The following is a 20,659-nucleotide window of genomic DNA, read 5'->3' on the forward strand; positions in this document are numbered from 1 at the left end:
TTTAAATTATAATTATTCGTATTTTAATGGAAGGATAATAATGAAGCTAGCGCCCTCTCCTACCTGACTTCTTGCTGTGATTAATCCGTTGTGTTTTTCGATGATTTTTTTTGCAATTGCCAGACCAATTCCCGTTCCTTCGTACTTCTGTCGATCGTTTAAACTTTGAAAAATAATGAAGATACGATCCAGGTAAATTTCATCAAATCCAATTCCGTTATCTTTTACTGTTATTCTGCAAAATTTTCCATTTGCTGAAACCTGACTTTCAAAAGACTTTTCGGCAATGATCTCAGAGGTAATTTCGATTATTGGGTTCTCTGTATTTCCCGAGAATTTAAGCGCGTTTCCAATTAAATTCTGGAAAACTTGTCGCAACTGGCTCGGAATACTGTCTATTGTTGGAAGTTCAGTAGTTTTGATGGTCGCGTTTTTGCGTTCAATCAGATAATCAAAATCTGAAAGTACTTCCTGCAAAACCTCATTTAAGTCGGTTGTCTCTGGTTTTACTTGTGATGACAATCTTGAATACGCCAACAAATCGGTAATTAAAGTCTGCATTCTTTCTGCCGATTTAATGGTACGATCTACGTAATCAATTGCTTTTTCATCAGTAGTTAAATAAAGCTCTTTTATGATTTTAATAAAGATTTGAATTTTTCGGATGGGCTCGTTCAAATCATGCGAAACAACCCAGGAAAACTGCTGAAGTTCGTGGTTTCTAAGTTCCAGCTCTTCATTTTTTAAAACCAGTTCTCTTGTTCTTTCGGCAATCTTAATTTCAAGGTTATCCTGAGCTTCTTTCCTGATTTTTATTTCTTTAGAAAGAAGATCTTTCATGCCTTTCAATTCATTCTGCTGCTCGTAAATTTTTATGAATGTTTTTACTTTTAGAATAAGTAAGTCAGAATCGACAGGTTTGGTAATGTATTCTACAGCACCGGTTTCATAACCTTTAAAAATGTATTTTTTCTCGATATTTAAGGCAGAAAGAAAAATAACAGGAATGTCTTTAGTGCGTTTGTTTCCGGAAAGGATTTTGACCACTTCAAAACCATCAAGTCCGGGCATCTGAACGTCCATGATGATAAGACAATAGTTTGTCTTAAGGATTTTTTTCAGGGCTTCTTCTCCAGATTCAGCAGTGTCAACATCGATATCGTGCAATTCTAATGTCTTTTTTAAGGCAATTATATTTGCTCTTATATCATCTACAATTAATACCATGCTGTTGGGGTAAAGCGTTATGAATTAAAATTGTTAAGTTAAAATTCGATTTAGATAAAATATTTGTTTTTTGAAATTCCAAAACGTTGATTACTCGTTTCAGCCTAACTCCCAAATTTAGGAAAAAATTAATGCCAGCCATTTTATTGAAAAAAAAATTCGTTACATAATTCCCATGTCAGTTTTACAGAATATTCATGTTTGCCACATAAAGTGTAATTTATTGAGCTAATCTTAAAACCAATTCAGTCAACCCTTAAGCGTGTCGTTTTGTACTTTAGAGTCAGAAAATGTCGAAAAATTATGAATTATGAAAAAGACAAAAACATTTCCGGAACAAAAACAAAACCTTCCGGGTAACGAACATTTGATGCATCCGGAACCACAAATAATTAGAGAAAATTATGTTGGAAGCGGAAAATTATTAGGAAAAGTTGCTTTTATAACCGGTGGCGACAGCGGTATTGGTCGCAGTGTAGCCATCCATTTTGCCAGAGAAGGCGCCAATATTGCCATTGTTTACCTAAAAGAAGACAAAGATGCACTGGAAACAAAAGCTTTAATTGAAAAAGAAGGTCAGGAATGTTTGTTAATTAGTGGCGATTTAAAAGACGAGAAGTTTTGCAAAATCGCCGTAAAAAAATGCCATACCCATTTCAAAAAGATAAATATTCTGGTGAATAATGCAGCAACGCAATTTCCTCAAAATGAATTGGAAAAAATAACCGCCGCTCAACTTCATAAGACTTTTGAAACCAATATATATCCGTATTTCTATATCACAAAAGCAGCGTTACCTTTTTTGAAAGAAGGTGACACTATTATCAATACAAGCTCGGTTACTGCCTATCGCGGCAGCGAACATTTAGCCGATTATGCCAGTACAAAAGGCGCCATAGTAAGTTTCACCAGATCGTTATCAACAATGCTGGCAAAAAAGAAAATACGTGTAAACGGGGTTGCGCCAGGACCAATCTGGACGCCATTGATTGTAGCAAGCTTCGACAAACTATCCGATTTCGGAAAAGATAACCCAATGGAAAGAGCCGGACAACCATCAGAAGTTGCGCCTGCCTATGTATTTCTGGCCTGTGAAGACAGCAGTTATATTACCGGGCAATTTATACATATAAATGGTGGTGAACTTGTGGGAGGGTGAAAAAGGTTTATTTGTTTCAGGTTTCAAGTTTCAGGTTGCTTCACTTTGCTACCAAAATTGAAGTTGAGATAAAAAACTTAGCATCTCAGAATCTTAGAACCTTAGCAACTTATAAAAAATGAACTACATTGATATTATTGGGCTTTTTGCCGGGACTTGTGTCACTATATCTGTAATTCCTCAGATACTAAAGGTTTGGAAAACCAGGAAAGTCAAGGCGATTTCGCTGAAAACTTTTGGTATTTTAACTTTCGGGATTGCGGTTTGGATTGTCTATGGGATTCTTAAAAATGATTTGCCGATTATAATTACCAATAGCGTTTCATTGTGTTTGAATCTTATTATGGTTTATTTTATTATTTATTATGACAAAGAGTAATTTTAAAGGTTCTGAGGCGCTAAGGGTCTGAGATACTAAGATTTTCATATAGCATAAACCTAAGCCTTAGCACCTAAGAACCTTAGTTCCTTTAAATAAAAAAAACAGCTCGGTAAAAGCTGTTTTTTTCGTAAGATCGAATCTATCGACAATATGTAAGGCTTATTAGCTAGCTAGTTTTTGATTGTATGGCTTAAATGACAAATGGTATTTTTCTTTGAAAATACGAGGCAGATAGTTTCGGCTTGCTGCGGCATGCAGTACCTCAATAATATTGATATTCGAAATTCTCTTTATTTCGTTGATTTGTCTTGTTGCCAAATCTACTATGGGCTCAATAGTTTTAATATAATTGTAACTATGTTGCGCTATCTCTATCTCTAAAATACTGTCTAATATACTTTTTTGAAGCAAACTTCTAACGATTCCTTTTTGAGGTATTTTACTCAGCTCCTGCAATTTCTCAATAATTTTATGATTTTTACTTCCAATATATAAATATTGACCCGAATCTGTAGTAAACCTTTTTTTAAGTTGAGAAACCATCTGAACATTTTCTTCTTTAGCAGAAAATGTTGTAGGCATTCCCACTAATGAAAACTGAATAGGTTTATGACTTTCAAAAAACAATACACTATTTATAACAGATGTATTGTTTAAAATCGCTGACTGATTACTTTTAATCTTTCTTTGCGCTCCATTCGCACCAAAGCTGTGCGCTATTGTTCCCTTTTCGCAATAAGCAAAAAACACGGGAGCTGTTGGAAGGGATTCTATACTCAAAGTAACATCGTGATTAAAAACAAGATCAAAATTTACATAGGACATTTCTTTTTCAAAACGAACTGCTTTGACAGTTCCTCTTGCCCATTTTGATTTTATGTTTAAGGTGTACTCATTATTGTTTACTACTAATTCACCATCAAAACTATCTTTAAGATCATTAAAAATAGTTTCGAATCCTCCAGTATTTAAGTATAGTTTTTTCATCTTGGTATTGGTTTGAATAAAGTGGTTAGTACATATTTACGTACAAAACCTGTTTATGGTTTTACTTTGTTATTTTGATAATTCAAAGTTCGTACATATTGCAAATCAATTTATTACACAATTTTGGAGAGAAATTTCATAATTACTAGAAAGAGGTTCTGAGGTTCTAAGGTGCTAAGTTTCTAAGGCTATGAAATTCCATCTAAATACCTTGTAAATTAAGCGTGAACTATACTTTTTCTTTTCTGTCTTATTAATCTTAGATTGTAAATATCGTTGCAATTTTAAAAAAGCTCAGAACCTTAGTCCCTTAGAACCTCAGCACCTTTAAACAAAAAAAACAGCTGCCTTCAGAAAAATCCGAAAACAGCTGCTTCTCAGCAAAATAAAAATACCTACTTAATTATCTTGTAAGTTTTTGGATATCCGCATTTGCAGAATAAATTACTAAAAGACTCTAAGATTCTAAGTTAGTAAGTTCGTTTGTTGTATAATCTTAGCAACTCAGAATCTTAGCAACTTAGTATCTTTAAAAATCTTACGTAAGTTTTTGGACATCTGCATTAACAGAATAATTTTCCTCTGGAATATCTTTAAAGAATTCTGCTTCTTCTAAATCGGCCGTTGGACCATATCCTATTAAATGAGTTCCTTTTTTTTGATCACCTGTTTCTATTACATATAAGATAGACATATCATCAGGATCGCTCATACCTTCGTAACGATGGTGGGCAACGATAAAAATTTCTTCAGGTTTATAAGCGTATTTTGTTTCCGAATCTAATAAACAGCCGTTATCAAACAAAAAATTTGCAGTGTAACCCTCTTCCTGATACTTCCTAATATAATCGGTTTCGTGTTTTTGTTCTTTTTTCATGACTTAAATTTTAAGCGAGATTGTTTTGTAAATCTTTGTTCTATCAAATTTCATCATTGATCTAAGATAAAATTAACTCAATAGATTTAAATCTTACCTCAAATAAAAAAAATGAAATCAAAATCAATATTATTTTCTAATTTTAACAATTCCTTAAATCATTTAAGGATTATTATAATTAAAAACGTACTATACTTTACAATAAAAACCAAAATTTAATGACCAAGGTAAATCAGGATTTTCTTGCTAAGGGCGGTGAAATGGGTGCGCTGACACGTGCTAAAGACTGGAGTAAAACGGCAGTTGGTCCCATAGAATCGTGGCCGCAAAGTTTACGCACCACTTTAGGAATTCTTTTAAACTCTAAATTCCCAATGTTCTTATTTTGGGGACCGGAACATATTTGCTTTTATAACGATGCTTACCGTCCCAGTCTTGGAAAGGAAGGCAAACATCCTTTAATCCTAGGAGAAAAAGGAGCTGATTTCTGGCCGGAAATCTGGGATTTTATTAAACCCTTAATCGACCAGGTACTTACTGAAGGCGAAGCAACCTGGCATGAAGATCAATTTCTGCCTATTTATCGCAATGGAAAAATGGAAGATGTATACTGGACTTTTAGTTATAGTCCGGTAAATAATGATTCAGGAAAGATAGATGGAGTTCTGGTGATTTGCAACGAAACGACAGACAAAGTAAAAATGTTCAATAAATTAGAAGAAAGCAATACCCGCTATCTTAATAACATTTTGCAAACCCCAAGCGCCATGTGCGTTTTTAGAGGACCTGAATATGTGGTGGAAATTGCCAATGATCTTATGCTGGAATTATGGGGTAAGAAAAATAGCGAAGTACAAAATAAACCTATTTTTGAAGCTTTACCCGAAGTAAAAGGGCAAGGCCTGGAAACTATACTTGAAAATGTATACCAAACAGGAGAAAAATTTGAAGCACATGAGCGACTTGTAAAATTGCCTCGCGAAGGCAAAATTGAAGATCGATATGTCAATTTTGTTTATGAAGCTTTAAAAGAACCCAACGGAACCATTTCGGGTATTGTAGCTGTTGCCAATGATGTTACGGCACAAGTACTCGCGAGAAATACTGTTGAAGAAAGCGAGAAAAAGTTTAGAAATATTGTAAAACAGGCACCACTCGGAATCGCGATTTTAAAGGGGAACGATCTAATTTTAGAAATGGCCAATCCTACTTATTTACAAATTGTTGATAAACAAGAAGATGATATTTTAGGATACCCCTTATTCAAAACGGTGCCGGAAGCCAAAGACACTGTTTTTCCTTTGCTTTTACATGTTTATGAAAGTGGAATTCCCTATCATACTGATGAACTTTCGGTTACATTAAACCGCTATGGGAAAGAAGAATTATGCTATTTTAATTCGGTTTTTCATCCACTACGAGATGAAGACAATGCAGTTACTGGCATTATAATCGTTTCCTATGAAGTTACTGAATCAGTAAAAGCACGACATCTTTTGGCAGAAAGCGAAAAAGCTTTCCGTGAAATTGTAATGGAATCTCCTATTGCAATGGCCATTTTCAGAGGTAAAAATCATACTATTGAAATGGCGAATAATGCTATGATGAAGGCCATTTGGCAAAAAGAAGAAAGCGAAACTATTGGGAAACCTATTCTTGAAGTTTTTCCTGAATTATTAGAACAAAAATATCCTGAATTGCTTGATGATGTTGTGACAAATGGTAAAATTATTCGTGAAAACGAGTCTGTTGCTTATGTAGATATTAGAGGAGAACTTAAAAAGTTTTATCTGGATTATCAATACACACCTTTATTTGAGCAAGACGGAAAAGCATCTGGCATTATGGTAACTGTAAATGATGTAACTTCAAAAGTAGATGCCCGTAAAAAACTCGAAGATGCAGAACAAAGAGCCCGATTAGCAGCCGAAATCGCCGAAATTGTAACCTGGGATTTAGATGTTGCTACTCAGGAATTAATTTACTCAGAGAATCTGCCAACTCTTTTTGGACATAAAAAAAATAAGAAATTAACACGTCCTGATATACTGCATCAAATTCATATTGATGATTTGCCAATATTAGAAAAAGCATACAAGGTTGCGCTCAAAACCAGTTTTTATAAATATGATGCCCGAATTAATAAACCAGATAATACTATTGCCTGGATTAAAGCGCACGGCAAAATATTCTTTGATGAAAATAATCATCCTGTAAAAATGATTGGTACTATAATAGATATTACCGATGAAAAAAATAGCCAGCAAGTTTTGATGAAAAGTGAAGAAAAATTCAGACTTCTTGCCGATTCGATGCCACAATTTATCTGGACTGGTGATGAAATGGGGAATCTAAATTATTTCAATCGTGCCGTTTATACTTTTGCAGGTTTGTCTGAAGAAGAAGTTAATAAAGATGGCTGGTTGCAAATTGTACATCCGGATGATCGCGAGCTGAACATAAACAAATGGATAGAAGCCATACAGACAGGGAATGACTTTTTATTAGAACACCGCTTTTGTCGTTATGATGGTGAATACAGATGGCAATTAAGCCGCGCCATTGCTCAAAAAGATGAAGAAGGAAATATACAAATGTGGGTAGGAACCAGCACGGATATTCACGATCAGAAAAACTTTACCGACAAACTTGAAAAAGAAGTTTATGAACGTACGGCACAACTCGAACTCAAAAACAGGGATCTAATAAACATGAATATCGAACTGCAGTCGTTCGCTTATATTTCGAGTCATGATTTGCAGGAACCGCTTCGTAAAATTCAAACTTTCGCGAGTCGTTTAGCGGATTTGGATGATGAGAACATTTCGGAGAAAGCCAAAACTTATTTAAACAGAATTGAAGTTTCGGCCAAAAGAATGCAAACATTGATACAAGATCTGCTTTCTTACTCCAGAACTAATTCTGCTGACAGGGTTTTTGTGAAAACAAATCTGGATGAAATTGCCGAAGAAATTCAAAGTGATTTCTCTGAACGAATCGAGGAAACAAATGCCATATTAGATTTTGATCCTTTAGGTGAAGCGACCATTATTCCGTTTCAGTTTAGACAATTACTACATAACCTCATCGGTAATTCTTTGAAGTTTTCTAAAAAAGGAGAAGCACCGCATATCGAAGTCAGAGCCAATAGAATTAAAGGAAAGGAGATCAAAATTCCGGTTTCTTTTCCTGAAAAAATGTATTATCATTTGACGATATCGGACAACGGAATTGGTTTTGATGATGAATATAAAGAACGCATTTTTGAAGTCTTTCAGCGCTTAAATACCGAAAGTGAATTTTCAGGAACCGGAATTGGTCTGGCGATTGTGAAAAAAATTGTCGAAAACCACAAAGGTTTTATTACGGCGCACAGTGAAAAAGGCAAAGGCGCTACGTTCGAAATCTATTTACCTGAATTATAATAAAATAAAAAAAACGCATAAGTTCAATAGTACTCATGCGTTTTTATAATTTAATATTGTCTATTTATGATTTATACACAAAGTTTTTAGTGTCCGGCACAAATTCTTTCCAATTAATTTGCAATGCATGTTCAATAGACTTTATGATATCATTCATTAAAATCGGTTTAGTAATAAATAAATTAGCACCCAACGAACGACATTTTTCTATGATTCCCGGCTCATTTGAAGTTGAAAAAATGATAACCGGAATATCTGATTTTTTTTCTGAATTTCGTAGTTCATTCAACACATCAAAGCCATTTTTGCCCGGCATATTCAAGTCTAAAAAAACAACATGCGGCGTTGGTGGCGGATTATGAATTGCCATCAATAATTTATCTCCTCCACTGTAAGTCTTAAGTTGTATTTTCTTTGATAATGATTCTACAGCATCGGTAAAAATGCTTAAATCGTCTTCGTCATCGTCTGTATAAAATATCGTTAGATCTGTCATGGTATTTTGTGAAATAATTTAATTTTTATCAAAGATACTTTAAAATTATTGATTTTTAGCTTCGTTAACAAATCCTGACATAAAAATTAGTAGTTGTAATCTCATAAGTAATATTACAAATTATGTAACCCAAAATAATTTAGAAAAACCAATTTTACTTTAGAAACTCAAATGCAAAAAATTTTAATATAACATGCATTAAATAAGCATTTTATAAAAATGTTTTGCTATTAAATAACTAAATATAAAAGTCATGGGAGATCATAAAGACCTTACAAACGAATTTGCTGTAGATAAAATAAAAGATCTTGCAGAAAATATAAAAACATGTATGTTTTGTACGTACAATGAATACAGATTGCAATCGCGACCAATGTCTGTTCAGAAAATTGACGATTTAGGCCAGCTTTGGTTTTTATCAGACAGAAACAGCAGTCACAATGCCGAAATTAGCCTGAATCCGCAAGTAGAGATTTTCTTTTCAGAACCACACGATAAGTTTCTTACGTTGCATGGAACTGCCTCTATTTCGTACGATCGTGAGACAATTAAAGAATTGTATGATCCGATTGTTAAAGTATGGATGCCTGGTGGCGAAGATGATCCGAATTTAAGTGTTATCAAAGTCATTCCTGAAGATGGTTATTATTGGAACAACAAAAATGGTAAAATGGTTGCTATTGCAAAAATGGCCGCGGCATTTGTTACTGGAAAAACTATGGACGACGGAATTGAGGGGACTTTAACTTTGGAATAAGTTAACTTAACCGCAAAGTTCGCAAAGGGTTTACGCAAAGGACACAAGGATAGTAATTAATCTTTGCGAACCTTGCGTAAACCCTTTGCGAACTTTGCGGTTAGACTACTCCTTAAACTCCAAAGCATTCAAAATCCCAGCCTCACTTGCCGTATTATTAAAATACACAAAACCTGATTTTGACTTAATTTCAGCTTTTATCTGAAGTAATTCCTGTGAATCATAACTAGAATAAAACAGTTTCGGAATACCATGAAATCTTAGATAAACCAAAGGGAAATTAGTGAAAATGGTTTTGGGTAAATTGGGATAACTCACACTGCAAAAGCTAATGTTATTTGCTAAAAAAGCATCCCAAACTTCAGGAATCCACCAGCTTTCATGTCGAAACTCAATTACATTTTTGAACTCCGGATTTAAATTCTGAATTATTAATTCCAGATTTTCAACACTAAACTTATAACTTGGCGGAAACTGAAATAAAACAGCACCTAATTTTTCCTTTAAACCTGTTTTACAAATCTCATAGAAATTGGCAATAAGATCTTCGCAATTAATAAACTTTTTGATATGCGTAATTTCTTTGTGCGCCTTGACGGAGAATGTAAAGTTTTCCGGCGCTTTGTTGTACCAGTTTTCAAGTACTCTTACTGTTGGAAATCTATAAAAGCTGGCGTTAAACTCGTAGGTATTAAAATGCTGGCAATAAAAATCAAACCATTTTGAAGTGGGCAGGTTTTCCGGATAGAAAATGCCTTTCCAAAAACGATTATTAAAACTGGAGCATCCTATTTGAATTTCATTTTTCATGTGTGTAATTTTTGACAGTTGGTACAGAAAAAACTTCGGCGGTTTCTATGACCAGTATGCTTTCTAATCATAGGTAAATTGCAACGCAGGCAGACTGTCTTAGTATACGCTTCCCAATGCTTTTTCAATTCATGTTTTTTCTTCCAATAAAGAAATTCAAAGCTATAAACAGAGCATTCTGTAATAATTGCATTCATATCATCAAATGGAATTTTCCCAACCAAAGATTCAGGATGAATCTTACAGCGATACAAAACTTCATTTTTAATAATATTTCCTACTCCGGCAAATATATTTTGATCTAATAAAGCGTCACAAATCATTTCATATGGCTGATTTTCCAAACTTTGTTTTGCTTTTTTAGAATCCCAATTGTCATTCATTACATCTTCGCTCCAGTCATAAATAGCATTAATGTCTCCTTCCAGAATTTTAATGGAGCAGGTGTAAAAATTAATTTCTCCATCAGAAAACACCATACTTAACCTCGGTTGGGTTTGCTTTCTTTCATTGACACGATACGTTCCAAACATCAGCATATGAATCTTAACGGTAAATCCTTCAAAACAAATTAAAAAGTGTTTTCCCCAGGTTTTAAATTCCTGTATGGTTTTATTTTTAAGGCGTTGAATATCAACAGTGCTATTTCCGGAAACATCGAGTATCTTTTTCCCTGTAAATTGTTGCACTTCTTCTTTTAATATCACTATAGACGGACCTTCGGGCATAATATGGCTTTTAAGTTATAAACTAAAAAGTGCAGTATATAAACTGCACTTTCTATTGCTTTATCATAATAAAATCTAGTCTGCTTCTGCAGCTTCAAAATTCACGGCATTTACAGCCACGATAGTTAACGCTTTATCAGCCGCTTTTTCTTCTTCAAGTGTTTGCTCTAATAATGAGGCAGCTTCTTCCATACCCAAAGTTTCTGCAAATTGTCTTAGTGTACCATAAGTGGCAATTTCATAATGCTCGATTTTTTGGCAAGCGGCAATAATTCCGGCATCACGAACAACACCTATTTCCGTTTCTTCCAGAATTCCGTTTCCTTCTTCAATTAAGCCTGCCATTGCATCGCATTTTTTAGCAGTAGCTTTTTGACCTATAAGCTCAAAAACCTGCTCTAAACGGCTAATTTGACCTTCTGTTTCGGTTAAATGATTGTTTAGCGCATCAATAAGTTCTGGTGATGTCGCATTTTTAGCCATTTTAGGAAGCGCTTTTGTCAAAGCTTTTTCTGCCCAGTAAATGTCTTTAAGTCCATCTTCAAATAATTCAGTCAATCCTGATGCTGCGTCAGACTTTGGCTTTGTAACTCCCGTTTTTGAAGTCGTTTTTGCAGTTGTTTTAGGCTTTGTAGTTGTTTCCTTTTTATTTTTATTCGTTGCGGTTTTCATAATAATAATTTTATATGGATTAATAGGAGATAAAATTAGGTATCGCAGTTTCGGTTTAGTTATATCATTGTTTTATTTCGTTCTATTCTAAACACCTGTTAATTATACAATTACAACTTACAATCCTATAAAGAAATCGGTCGCCTTCGTGATTAGATTTGTATAATACTAATACTATAAAACTTTATATCATGAATACTACAGAACAAAAAAACAGTACAACCAGTAATAGAGATCCAAGAAACCAAAATCTTAAAAGTGCCGATAAAAACAACCTTATGAATGAGGAATTATATGATATCGACGACATGAAAGAAATTGATGACGATAACGCTGTAATAGCAGAACGCGGCTATACCGTAAGAAATGGTCATAATCCAGATGGAATAAATCCGGACGAAATGATTTATGATAAAAAGGATATCGAGGATTTAGACGATGACTTTCACTCAAAAAAAGATCTGATACACACTAGCGATGATTTATATGATGATGCGGTAGACGATGATCTTGATCCTGCTGTTGATGAATTAGATAATCCATCAGACGTTCGTGAACGCGAAGATGGCGACTTCAATGAAGTTGATGATCTGGAAGATATTGATCCGGATGACGAAGACGATGATTTTGAAGAAGAGGAAATCGAAGAGGAAGATTCTGAAAAGGATTATCCTGAAAATGATCCCAGAAAATTTTAAACTCAGAAATGCTAAAACAAAAAAACCGTTAATTACTTAACGGTTTTTTTTGTGCCACAGATTAAAGGCTTAGAAAGATCAAATCTGCTAAAATCATTTAAATCTGCTTGAAATAAAAGTAAAGAAATTAATCCCCAATTTTCTCCAAAGCCGGTATATCATCCATTTTCTCCAGGCGTTCTGCAAGGCCTGCTCTGGCTTCGTTTAATTCTTGTTCGGCTTTGCCTAGTTCTTTATACCATTCTTCTTTTCCAGTTTCTGAAGATTCTATCTTACGCATGATTTCATAGATTTCACCTTCAGCTTCCATCACCTGTAATCTTTTATAATAGGTCAGGCTTTCGGTCATATGTGCTAATGCAATCATGGCAGTCAAAAACGGATGATTATTCGTAACATTTACGTCTTTAATTTTTCCATGTTCAAGTTCTACTTTTAAGGCAAAAGCGAATTCTTCCATATTAAATTCTTCATATTTACTTTCTGGATTCAAATAAGCCCTAATTGCTTCAACATTGTTCATTGTCGAAAGATCAACAGCGGTTTTTTTACTTTTTAAATCATGATACACCACATTTCCAATGGCTCTCGCCTCTTCGATCGTGGGATCATTTGCCGGATTTTCAAAATCGCGAACAGACCAATCCCAGTTTTCTGGATGAACAGGTTTAATATACTTTTCACAAAAATCCGTTACATCATTTTTCAAGCTGACCATTTCACCATCCCGCTTGATATAAACATCCTGATATGCACCACTTTTTGTTCCCATAATTTTTGTTTTTATTTAAAAAATATAAACGACACATCTACCACAGTAGATGTGTCGTTTGAAGTTCGTTATTTAATTTACTTTACTGAGAGCGCTATAGATTAAATACTTCTACGGCCGCTGATAAGCGAAAGAATAAATAATACAATGAATATAAAGAATAAGACTTTAGCTATTCCTGCTGCTCCGGCGGCAATTCCACCAAAACCGAATATTCCCGCCACTATGGCTAGAATAATAAAAATGACTGTCCAACGTAACATAAGCTTGATTTTTTAATTAATATTGATTTTTGTTTGTTACTCAAATTTCATGTTTTTAAAAGATAAACATTAACTCTAAACATTATATTTATAGCTCTATAAGTACTGATTTACAATAAATTGAGCTGATAATTTTGTATTAACTCAGAAAACGCAATTTCGGTTCTCGAAAAGTATTTCTGATTACTGCGACTTTTTTTCACCCTGTCAAAATAGTGCTGAATTGAGCCATCTTCATAAGTCGAAACTAATAAAGGATGAACGTAATAATTCTTGCAAACGTTTCTGGTATTTCCCAACGCCTCTGCCGTAATATCGTAGGCTTCCAGAATATTTTTTTTAATTTCTTTTTCTTCGGATGTTGTTCCGATTTCCATCAGACTTTCAAAAAATATAATCGACGCCGCCCAGGTTCTAAAGTCTTTTGCACTAAAATATTCACCAGAAATATTGTGTAAATATTCATTGACCATATGGCTGTCTAAAACCTTCTTTTCGCCATTTCGATCGTAATATTTAAAAACTTCCCAACCCGGAATTTCTTCACATCGACTAACTAATTTTATAAGCTTTTTATTCTTGGTTGTAATCGTATGTTGAATTCCCTTTTTTCCAACAAATTCAAATCGGAGGGAATTTTTATCTATGTTAATATGGCGTTTACGTAAAGTTGAAAGTCCGTAGGATTTATTGTCTTTGGCATATTTTTCATTTCCAATTCTAATGTGCGTTTCTTCCATCAATCGAATTACCAATGCGACAACTTTCTCTCTTCCCCACTCTTTTCGTTCCAGATCTTCATCAACCTGTTTTCTGATTGCCGGTAACTTAGATCCAAATTCTGCTATTTTGTAAAATTTCGTCTGATTTCTGATCAGATTCCACTTTGGATGATATCGATATTGTTTTCTGTTTCTAACGTCTAAGCCAACCGCTTGTAAATGCGCATTAGGTAAATCTGAAATTTGTACGTTTTGCCAGGCTGGTGGTAAAACCAAACTGCTAATGCGTTTCAACTCGCTTTTCTGTTTAATACAGCGTCCATTTTTTTTATAAACAAAACCTTCTTCACATTTGCATCTTTCAATCGTCAATTGCTGATTGTTTATATATACTAAATCCAGTTTTTCCAACACCAAATGTGGTGTTTTAATTAACTGATTCACTAATTTTTCAGCTTTGGCTGTTGCGGTTGCATTCATAGTTCATTAGATTTAGTATTTCCCGTCAAGCGGATATTTTTACCGCAGATTCCATAGATTTAAAAAAATTTTCAAATAAACATTTTCACTTTCATGATCTGTAAAAATCTATGGAATCTGTGGCATTTTTTTTAATTTTGATTTGATCTCAAAGATCGTATAAGGCTTTTTTTATTCATATAAGAACGTCCTGGAACATTCGCTTTTATAGCTTCCTGATACAACTCTTCCTTTGTCCATTCTTCAAAAGGTTTTCCTTTTTCATTTTTATCAGCTGATTTTTGATTTTTGTCAGTTCGGATTTCGCTTTGATTGCTGTATCCCTCCTTCAAAAGTCCGCGATATTCTTTTTCGGCTTTAATTTGTACAGTTTGCATGACTAAATTATTTTAGGTGACTTATTATGTTTGGTATTTCAAATTTCATAAAAAAGTAAGCTTAACATGTTATATAATTTTTTGTTATACTTTCATAATTAACTTTAAATGTGCGAAATAAAAAAATCCCAATTCTTTGGGAATTGGGATTTTAGCATTGTAGTTAAAAGTAGTAGTTATCTATTTTGAAGATCTAAATCTATTTCGAGATATTTATCTTTCATCAAACTCAAAGCAAAAGCAGCCGCTGCAGAAGTAAAAACGGAATAATCAAGTGGCGCTTTAATTCCGACAGAAAAAATCATCGACAACCCGAAAAGTAATAATAAACAACCACTAAGCCTGGCAAACAATTCGGTTTTGAAACCTATTAATAGAAAAATAGGAAAAATGATTTCGGCCGCCGTGGCAATTATTGCAACTGGTTCTATTACACTATCCGGAATTAGCGGATTTAAAACTTTGGTATACGCAACAAAATTTTCCCAATTTCCCCAAGCCGAAACTTTCGCATTCCAAAAACCAAATCGATCTGCAACTGCAGAAAGAAATCCGATGGAAAGTGCAAGGCGCAAGAATATTTTAACTGACTTTTGATTGATAATGTTCATGATTATTTTTTATTTTACTTAACATTAATTTCTATAACAGCCTTAAAGATAATTCCTTTTGTATTCTTTTCGAATAATTGTGTTATGGCTTTTCTGGACTTATAAATAGTTTTAACATCCTTCGTCTCAATTTCGACACTTTTTATTCCTTTGACAAATGTTTCAATTTCCTTTTTACTCCAAACTCCAATTCCACAATAAATATTCGCTGTATCATTTCTTTTAAGGAGATAAACAGCCGAATCTTTATCTGTAATCTGCTCAAGTCGAAAGTTGTTTTTTTGGGAATCTAAATTTATTTTCACCTTAACATCAGAATCTTTTTTATTGACAAATTCAATATTATGTGCCGGATCGCAACTTGCAAAAAAACAAGCAAAAAAGATAATTACAAGTAGTCTAAAGCTATTTTTCATTTATTTTTAATCTACAGGATTGGAGCAAAATCAAACAATAAGGCTCTTTTTTAAATCAAATATTTATTCTTTTTCTTTATTGAATGTATATACGAAATCGTCAATCTTTTTTATATGCATTTACCTCGGTTTGCTTGATAATATTATTTTTTTATTCCTTTTCCGGTCTTTGATCATGCTGCCAAAAGAAACTCCATCCCGTTTTGTTTACTTCTATATCAAAGTCTCTTTTAATACTAAATATATTGGTAGGATTTACCACAAAAAGCATTTGAAGGATTAAGATAATTCCAGCAATTGTATACAAGAATATTGAGATTGATTTTTTAATTTGTATTGTTTTGAAGATTTTCTTTATGAGATAAAAAACCAATGTCCAGAAAACAAAATAACACAATACATCAAATGAAAATTCTAAGAAAAAATATTGATTTGATAATGATGTGTGAAAACCCCACGATTGATAAATTAAAGGAAAACCATGCATGATTCCATCTGCCCCATCGATAACGTCAACATACCACCATTTTGTTGCTCCAAGAAAGGAAATTATGGTGATTGGAATTACAAATGCTATTATTAGTTTTTTCATCTCAGCTATCATTCGATTTTTCCAATATCATCAATTGAATCTATAGGAATTAATCTTTTTACGCGAATTAATTTCAGACTTACTCTTAACATAAAAAATAGAATTATTGCAAAAAGTAAACTCATCATTACGGTTCCAAAGAGAAAGCCAATACCTGTTGCAGTCGATTTTTGCATTTCTTTTATACCGTCAAAAATAGATTTTAACAACGTCAATACAGTTGCAAGTGATAATATTATTGTAGAAATTAATAAAATGTAACCCAGTATAATTTTTACTATTTTCATAACCGTTTTTATATGTATTAATATAAATCCTTTTAAAACAGTTTATTTAAGTGATCAGAGTCTTTTCACATGATTAAATCCCTGGTTTCAAATCGTTTATAAGTTTCAATAATTTCTTCTAAATCATTATTAAAGAGATGAACAACACCAATTGCTTTTAGATTATTATTTAAAAAACTAATATTTACTATGAATGACTTGTCTACGCATTTTTCTTGTAATTCTACAATTACATCTAAATTTTCAATAGTAAGTTTAGAGGTAATTTCTCGTGATAGATTATTATAAATCCAAATCGTTTTAGGCTCACAATCCCATTCTGAAATACGTTTGGTTTCATCTTCTCCTCCATGAAAATTAATGTGTAAAGCGGTTAGGGAGTTTTTTATTCTATTTAGCCAGTGAAAAACAGAGAAAACCCACCAACCAAGTAGTAACGTTACGAAAGAATATTTGAGTCCAGGCAGAATAGTGCTTTTTCCCGGTTCAATCTTATAAACCTTTGAACTTCCAACATAAGAAAAAAAGAAAATCTGAATACTGAATTTGTATATCCTATATTGAACGTTTTGATTCATAGTATTTAAAATAGTACTAAAGATTCCCCAATATAATAACTATAGCTGATATCAACCATAAAATAACATTAATCATTTCTTGATTTTTTAAATTAAGATTCTGTTTTTCAAAGATTATAATTTAAATAGCATACTTCCTTACGGAAAACCGCAATTAAAATAAAATTCTAAAAAATTCTCATCTTTAAATCCTGTAACATTATTTAATAATGGTGTAAGGCATTTTTGAGACCATCTGAATAATTTTACATTATAACATTTAAACTATAAAATCATGAAAAAGATACTATTAGCCGGTAAAGTAATTTTAGGAGCAGGATTAATCATTATATTCTTGAGTTCTTGTAAAAATGAAACCAAACAAGAAGATCCAAAAGAAGTAGCAGAAGATGCAAACGAAGCAAAATTTGATTCTATTGATAGCAAAGAAGATGATTCTGAGTTTTTAGTAGATCAGGCCGAAATTAATTTAGCTGAAATCGAAATTGGAAAATTGGCACAAACTAAAAGTACCAATCCTGAAGTGAAAAAATTTGGAAAAATGTTAGTGGATGAACACACTAAATCAGCTTCTGAAGTTAGCGCTTTGGCTAAAGCAAAAAACTTTACCTTACCAACTTCTCTTACTGAAGACGGACAGGAAGAATACAAAAAACTAAACGAAAAATCAGGTGTAGATTTTGATAAAAAATTCGCTGATATGATGATCGACGGTCACGAAAAAGCGATCAAAAAGTTGGAAGAAGCTACTAAAGATGCTAAAGATCAAGATGTAAAAACGTGGGCCTCTAATAATATTGCCGGATTGACCGCGCATTTAGAGCACGCAAAAATGCTAAAACAAAATTTAGACAAAAAGTAAAATAAATTTAATTGGTTATTATTTATTTTAAAAACCCCTTAAGAGTTGAATTGCTTAAGGGGTTTCTTTTTTTAAGTTGCTAAGGTTCTGAGTTGCTAAGATTCTAAGTTTTTTTTCTTAGTACCTTAGAATCTTAGCAACTTAGAACCTTTATAAAACTCCTGCAATCATTTTTCCGTTATAAAAAACCCCTTCTCTTTTTGGTAAACGGGCTACGGCTTCGGCAGAACAGCTTGCTTTTACCAAAATGAAATTGGCATCGTTATCTGCTGCCGGCCAAACTCTGGTTCCGGAATCATTAAGTGGTAGTACTTCATCTCTTGTTGCAATATGCAGTGCGCGGCTTAAGCTGTACTCGTCTGTCCAACCGTAAAGTTGTGCACAGATTTTTGCTTTCTCTAACATATCGCACGTTCCAAAAGGTTGCCAGTGGTCGACAATACTATCAGTACCGGTCATTAACTTTACCCCATATTTTTTTAGTGTTGGAATTGGCATTATGGTTTTTCCAAACGGAACCGTAGTAATCACGCCTATACCCAGATTTCCCATTTGCTCAGCGATGATCTCCATATCCTTTGGATCCATTCTTGCAAGTGCAAAACCATGACTTATATAGGTTTTTCCCTGGAGTTGTTTATTTTCCTCAACTTTTTTGATCATGTATTCAATAGCTGCTTTTCCGGAAGGAGGCGATTCATGCAAATGAATATCAACCCCTTTATTGGTATCGAGTGCAATTTGAAACATTGTATCCAGCGATTTTTCCATATTCCCGTCAACATTCGTAGGATCGAGTCCGCCAATAAAATCAACACCCATGCTTGCCGCTTCTCTCAATAAAGGTTCCGATTTTGAAAATAAAATTCCGTGTTGTGGAAAAGCAACAATTTCTGATCCAAAACTATCTTTATTGTTTGCTAAAGCCGCCTGCAAATGTTCCAGACTTTTCAATCCGCTTACAGGATCGATATTACATTGACATCGTGCAAAATAACTTCCTTGGCTTTGCATTAATTTTATTGCTTCTTCAGCTTTGCGTTGCGAGTCCGGAAGTAATTGTGGAATCAATTTCTGTTCCAGCGTAATCATATCCTTTACAGTATATCCTTTTCTTGGCGCTGCATTCCAGGTTCCGCCATAGTAGGTTTTATCAATATGAATGTGCATATCACGTAAACCGGGAAGCATCAAAAAACCCTTTGCATCAACTGTTTTTAACTTTAAAGTAGATTTTCCAGAAGTAATACTTTTAATTTTTCCGTTAGCAATATGTATGTTGTACAAAGCAGTTTTGGTAGCAATGACTTCGCTTTTTTCGTTGTACTCAAAGCTATCTTCTAATCTGACATTAATCAAAAGGTATTCGTTTAAAAACGATTTTTCTTTATCCTCAGGTATTGAGTTTCCCATGGCATGTGCTCCTATTCCAGAAAACAAAGCTGCTCCGGTAGCTGCTGCTCCTAATCCAAGAAATTTTTTTCTGCTTATTTTATTGTCTTCCATAACGACTATTTATTGATTTACAAAAATCGTTTAGAAATCGAAATCACAGTGGTAATATTACGGATAAGGATGGTAAAAATTATAACTTTCTTTAAAATCACCCGGCGACTTTCCGGTATATTTTTTAAATACTTTGCTAAAATAGCCATTGTCATTGAAACCAAGTTGGTAAGCAATTTCTTTGATAGACAGATCAGTACTTGTGAGTAAGCGTTTCGCTTCGAGAATTGTTCTTTCTTTTATGACATCTCCGGCTGGTATTTTTAAATATTTTTGAGAAAGAATGTTGAGATAGTTGGGTGTAATATTCAACTTATCAGCATAAAAATGAACAGAGGATTCTGTGTTAAAATGCAAATCAATTAATACAGTAAAAGACTTTATTATTTTTTCAGGCTTAGTGGAGGATTCATGTTCTGGAAATTGTTTTAAATATTCCTTTTGCAACAATTTAAGCAATAAATGCAAACGAAGTAAAACGATTTCTTTAGTAAGCAAATCGTCGTGTTGCAAAACCAATTCTATTTCGTGTAACTGGGTCTTAAATTCACCGAATTCATTTTCAGTCAAAGAAAGACAAGAAGGAACACTCTGGTCAAAGAAAGGAAACTGTGATAAATTGGAAAAAATAGTTACGATTTCTGAAGAAAGCATCAACTGAAAACCAGCAGTATCAACTTCTAGCGACCAATTGTGCACCTGGCCTGGCCTGATAAAATAAACCTGATGATCTTCGACCTGATATTGTGTAAAATCGACATTGTGCACTCCCGATCCTTTTTCTACAAAAAAGACAAGATAAAAATCATGTTTGTGAGGCTGCTCGAAGCTATTTCTCCCCTTTACACTATGACGAAACAAAGTTATACCCAGAGTTTCTTCTCCAAGAATAGTAGCAACAGTTAAAGTAGGAATCGAGTTTTTATTCAAAAGATTTTGTCTTAGTGAATATCAAAAATAGCAAATAGTTTTTAT

At 33.5% G+C, this 20,659-nt stretch carries 24 protein-coding genes; 6 read left to right on the top strand and 18 right to left on the bottom strand.

Features of this window, described 5'->3' with window-relative positions; genetic code table 11:
* Positions 1–12: 12 nt before the first annotated feature.
* Positions 13–1,227 carry a hybrid sensor histidine kinase/response regulator gene (locus B0A65_RS05250; RefSeq protein WP_074657776.1) on the bottom strand — a complete coding sequence of 405 codons (1,215 nt, stop codon included), beginning with the start codon at positions 1,225–1,227 and terminating at the stop codon, positions 13–15.
* 310 nt (positions 1,228–1,537) lie between these two features.
* Here B0A65_RS05250 and B0A65_RS05255 point away from each other — a divergent pair, with 310 nt between their 5' ends.
* Together B0A65_RS05255 and B0A65_RS05260 are read left to right on the top strand one after the other, a co-directional pair.
* Positions 1,538–2,386: an SDR family oxidoreductase gene (locus B0A65_RS05255; protein ID WP_074657774.1), complete on the top strand. Its 849-nt coding sequence runs from the start codon at positions 1,538–1,540 to the stop codon at positions 2,384–2,386.
* A gap of 118 nt (positions 2,387–2,504) precedes the next feature.
* Positions 2,505–2,765 (top strand): SemiSWEET family sugar transporter, encoded by a 261-nt coding sequence (locus tag B0A65_RS05260; protein WP_074657772.1) that lies wholly within the window; start codon positions 2,505–2,507, stop codon positions 2,763–2,765.
* Between the two features lie 165 nt (positions 2,766–2,930).
* Here B0A65_RS05260 and B0A65_RS05265 read toward each other — a convergent pair whose 3' ends face one another.
* A complete protein-coding gene (locus B0A65_RS05265; protein ID WP_074657770.1) occupies positions 2,931–3,755 on the bottom strand; it encodes a hypothetical protein in 825 nt (274 codons plus the stop codon).
* A gap of 538 nt (positions 3,756–4,293) precedes the next feature.
* Positions 4,294–4,632 carry a hypothetical protein gene (locus tag B0A65_RS05270; RefSeq protein ID WP_074657767.1) on the bottom strand — a complete coding sequence of 113 codons (339 nt, stop codon included), beginning with the start codon at positions 4,630–4,632 and terminating at the stop codon, positions 4,294–4,296.
* A 218-nt stretch (positions 4,633–4,850) separates the two neighbouring features.
* On the opposite strand from B0A65_RS05270, the gene B0A65_RS05275 reads away from it, so the two are divergent.
* On the top strand, positions 4,851–8,057 hold the full coding sequence (locus tag B0A65_RS05275; RefSeq protein WP_074657765.1) for a PAS domain S-box protein: 3,207 nt from the start codon (positions 4,851–4,853) through the stop codon (positions 8,055–8,057).
* 64 nt (positions 8,058–8,121) lie between these two features.
* On the opposite strand, the gene B0A65_RS05280 is transcribed toward B0A65_RS05275, so the two are convergent.
* A complete protein-coding gene (locus tag B0A65_RS05280; RefSeq protein WP_074657763.1) occupies positions 8,122–8,553 on the bottom strand; it encodes a response regulator in 432 nt (143 codons plus the stop codon).
* 253 nt (positions 8,554–8,806) lie between these two features.
* Between B0A65_RS05280 and B0A65_RS05285 the strand changes: the two genes are divergently transcribed.
* Positions 8,807–9,310: a pyridoxamine 5'-phosphate oxidase family protein gene (locus tag B0A65_RS05285; protein ID WP_074657761.1), complete on the top strand. Its 504-nt coding sequence runs from the start codon at positions 8,807–8,809 to the stop codon at positions 9,308–9,310.
* A gap of 105 nt (positions 9,311–9,415) precedes the next feature.
* Here the strand turns inward: B0A65_RS05285 and B0A65_RS05290 are convergent, their stop codons facing one another.
* The 3 genes from B0A65_RS05290 to B0A65_RS05300 form a co-directional block, all read right to left on the bottom strand.
* On the bottom strand, positions 9,416–10,120 hold the full coding sequence (locus B0A65_RS05290; protein WP_074657759.1) for a DUF72 domain-containing protein: 705 nt from the start codon (positions 10,118–10,120) through the stop codon (positions 9,416–9,418).
* Positions 10,117–10,848 (bottom strand): DNA-formamidopyrimidine glycosylase family protein, encoded by a 732-nt coding sequence (locus B0A65_RS05295; RefSeq protein ID WP_074657757.1) that lies wholly within the window; start codon positions 10,846–10,848, stop codon positions 10,117–10,119. Before B0A65_RS05295 ends, B0A65_RS05290 begins: the two co-directional genes overlap by 4 nt.
* 75 nt (positions 10,849–10,923) lie before the next feature.
* Positions 10,924–11,520: a YciE/YciF ferroxidase family protein gene (locus tag B0A65_RS05300; protein WP_074657755.1), complete on the bottom strand. Its 597-nt coding sequence runs from the start codon at positions 11,518–11,520 to the stop codon at positions 10,924–10,926.
* 191 nt (positions 11,521–11,711) lie between these two features.
* Here B0A65_RS05300 and B0A65_RS05305 point away from each other — a divergent pair, with 191 nt between their 5' ends.
* On the top strand, positions 11,712–12,218 hold the full coding sequence (locus tag B0A65_RS05305; RefSeq protein ID WP_074657753.1) for a hypothetical protein: 507 nt from the start codon (positions 11,712–11,714) through the stop codon (positions 12,216–12,218).
* A gap of 127 nt (positions 12,219–12,345) precedes the next feature.
* Here the strand turns inward: B0A65_RS05305 and B0A65_RS05310 are convergent, their stop codons facing one another.
* From B0A65_RS05310 to B0A65_RS05350, 9 genes are all read right to left on the bottom strand, one after another.
* Complete coding sequence (locus tag B0A65_RS05310; protein ID WP_074657751.1) at positions 12,346–12,990, bottom strand: DUF5661 family protein; 645 nt, start codon at positions 12,988–12,990, stop codon at positions 12,346–12,348.
* 101 nt (positions 12,991–13,091) lie between these two features.
* Positions 13,092–13,253 (bottom strand): DUF1328 family protein, encoded by a 162-nt coding sequence (locus B0A65_RS05315; protein ID WP_026985414.1) that lies wholly within the window; start codon positions 13,251–13,253, stop codon positions 13,092–13,094.
* 110 nt (positions 13,254–13,363) lie between these two features.
* Positions 13,364–14,455, bottom strand: a complete 1,092-nt coding sequence (locus tag B0A65_RS05320) for a DNA topoisomerase IB (protein ID WP_074657749.1) — start codon at positions 14,453–14,455, stop codon at positions 13,364–13,366.
* Between the two features lie 131 nt (positions 14,456–14,586).
* Entirely contained in the window at positions 14,587–14,832 is a 246-nt protein-coding gene (locus B0A65_RS05325) for a Rho termination factor (RefSeq protein ID WP_074657747.1), read from the bottom strand.
* 176 nt (positions 14,833–15,008) lie between these two features.
* The gene (locus tag B0A65_RS05330; RefSeq protein ID WP_074657745.1) at positions 15,009–15,443 is read right to left on the bottom strand and encodes a DoxX family protein; all 435 of its coding nucleotides are present in this window, start codon (positions 15,441–15,443) and stop codon (positions 15,009–15,011) included.
* Between the two features lie 14 nt (positions 15,444–15,457).
* Positions 15,458–15,859 (bottom strand): hypothetical protein, encoded by a 402-nt coding sequence (locus B0A65_RS05335; protein WP_074657743.1) that lies wholly within the window; start codon positions 15,857–15,859, stop codon positions 15,458–15,460.
* A 151-nt stretch (positions 15,860–16,010) separates the two neighbouring features.
* Entirely contained in the window at positions 16,011–16,451 is a 441-nt protein-coding gene (locus tag B0A65_RS05340) for a hypothetical protein (protein ID WP_074658314.1), read from the bottom strand.
* Between the two features lie 8 nt (positions 16,452–16,459).
* Positions 16,460–16,738, bottom strand: coding sequence for a hypothetical protein (locus B0A65_RS05345; RefSeq protein ID WP_074657741.1), 279 nt, complete (start codon positions 16,736–16,738; stop codon positions 16,460–16,462).
* Between the two features lie 65 nt (positions 16,739–16,803).
* The gene (locus B0A65_RS05350; RefSeq protein WP_074657739.1) at positions 16,804–17,316 is read right to left on the bottom strand and encodes a hypothetical protein; all 513 of its coding nucleotides are present in this window, start codon (positions 17,314–17,316) and stop codon (positions 16,804–16,806) included.
* Positions 17,317–17,590: 274 nt separating this feature from the next.
* Here B0A65_RS05350 and B0A65_RS05355 point away from each other — a divergent pair, with 274 nt between their 5' ends.
* On the top strand, positions 17,591–18,178 hold the full coding sequence (locus B0A65_RS05355) for a DUF4142 domain-containing protein (RefSeq protein WP_074657737.1): 588 nt from the start codon (positions 17,591–17,593) through the stop codon (positions 18,176–18,178).
* 150 nt (positions 18,179–18,328) lie between these two features.
* Here the strand turns inward: B0A65_RS05355 and B0A65_RS05360 are convergent, their stop codons facing one another.
* Both B0A65_RS05360 and B0A65_RS05365 read right to left on the bottom strand, forming a co-directional pair.
* On the bottom strand, positions 18,329–19,684 hold the full coding sequence (locus B0A65_RS05360) for an amidohydrolase (protein ID WP_074657734.1): 1,356 nt from the start codon (positions 19,682–19,684) through the stop codon (positions 18,329–18,331).
* A gap of 57 nt (positions 19,685–19,741) precedes the next feature.
* On the bottom strand, positions 19,742–20,614 hold the full coding sequence (locus B0A65_RS05365; RefSeq protein ID WP_074657732.1) for a helix-turn-helix domain-containing protein: 873 nt from the start codon (positions 20,612–20,614) through the stop codon (positions 19,742–19,744).
* Between the last annotated feature and the right edge of the window lie 45 nt (positions 20,615–20,659).

It is taken from the genome of Flavobacterium frigidimaris, from assembly GCF_002217275.1.
Lineage (GTDB): Bacteria > Bacteroidota > Bacteroidia > Flavobacteriales > Flavobacteriaceae > Flavobacterium > Flavobacterium aquidurense.

Coding starts and splice junctions, on each gene's coding strand:
- B0A65_RS05320 (WP_074657749.1), bottom strand. CDS start 14,455: ATGAATGCAACCGCAACAGCCAAAGCTGAAAAATTAGTGAATCAGTTA.
- B0A65_RS05315 (WP_026985414.1), bottom strand. CDS start 13,253: ATGTTACGTTGGACAGTCATTTTTATTATTCTAGCCATAGTGGCGGGA.
- B0A65_RS05335 (WP_074657743.1), bottom strand. CDS start 15,859: ATGAAAAATAGCTTTAGACTACTTGTAATTATCTTTTTTGCTTGTTTT.
- B0A65_RS05360 (WP_074657734.1), bottom strand. CDS start 19,684: ATGGAAGACAATAAAATAAGCAGAAAAAAATTTCTTGGATTAGGAGCA.
- B0A65_RS05305 (WP_074657753.1), top strand. CDS start 11,712: ATGAATACTACAGAACAAAAAAACAGTACAACCAGTAATAGAGATCCA.
- B0A65_RS05265 (WP_074657770.1), bottom strand. CDS start 3,755: ATGAAAAAACTATACTTAAATACTGGAGGATTCGAAACTATTTTTAAT.
- B0A65_RS05350 (WP_074657739.1), bottom strand. CDS start 17,316: ATGAATCAAAACGTTCAATATAGGATATACAAATTCAGTATTCAGATT.
- B0A65_RS05345 (WP_074657741.1), bottom strand. CDS start 16,738: ATGAAAATAGTAAAAATTATACTGGGTTACATTTTATTAATTTCTACA.
- B0A65_RS05300 (WP_074657755.1), bottom strand. CDS start 11,520: ATGAAAACCGCAACGAATAAAAATAAAAAGGAAACAACTACAAAGCCT.
- B0A65_RS05285 (WP_074657761.1), top strand. CDS start 8,807: ATGGGAGATCATAAAGACCTTACAAACGAATTTGCTGTAGATAAAATA.
- B0A65_RS05255 (WP_074657774.1), top strand. CDS start 1,538: ATGAAAAAGACAAAAACATTTCCGGAACAAAAACAAAACCTTCCGGGT.
- B0A65_RS05330 (WP_074657745.1), bottom strand. CDS start 15,443: ATGAACATTATCAATCAAAAGTCAGTTAAAATATTCTTGCGCCTTGCA.
- B0A65_RS05340 (WP_074658314.1), bottom strand. CDS start 16,451: ATGAAAAAACTAATAATAGCATTTGTAATTCCAATCACCATAATTTCC.
- B0A65_RS05355 (WP_074657737.1), top strand. CDS start 17,591: ATGAAAAAGATACTATTAGCCGGTAAAGTAATTTTAGGAGCAGGATTA.
- B0A65_RS05260 (WP_074657772.1), top strand. CDS start 2,505: ATGAACTACATTGATATTATTGGGCTTTTTGCCGGGACTTGTGTCACT.
- B0A65_RS05280 (WP_074657763.1), bottom strand. CDS start 8,553: ATGACAGATCTAACGATATTTTATACAGACGATGACGAAGACGATTTA.
- B0A65_RS05290 (WP_074657759.1), bottom strand. CDS start 10,120: ATGAAAAATGAAATTCAAATAGGATGCTCCAGTTTTAATAATCGTTTT.
- B0A65_RS05310 (WP_074657751.1), bottom strand. CDS start 12,990: ATGGGAACAAAAAGTGGTGCATATCAGGATGTTTATATCAAGCGGGAT.
- B0A65_RS05275 (WP_074657765.1), top strand. CDS start 4,851: ATGACCAAGGTAAATCAGGATTTTCTTGCTAAGGGCGGTGAAATGGGT.
- B0A65_RS05325 (WP_074657747.1), bottom strand. CDS start 14,832: ATGCAAACTGTACAAATTAAAGCCGAAAAAGAATATCGCGGACTTTTG.
- B0A65_RS05270 (WP_074657767.1), bottom strand. CDS start 4,632: ATGAAAAAAGAACAAAAACACGAAACCGATTATATTAGGAAGTATCAG.
- B0A65_RS05295 (WP_074657757.1), bottom strand. CDS start 10,848: ATGCCCGAAGGTCCGTCTATAGTGATATTAAAAGAAGAAGTGCAACAA.
- B0A65_RS05250 (WP_074657776.1), bottom strand. CDS start 1,227: ATGGTATTAATTGTAGATGATATAAGAGCAAATATAATTGCCTTAAAA.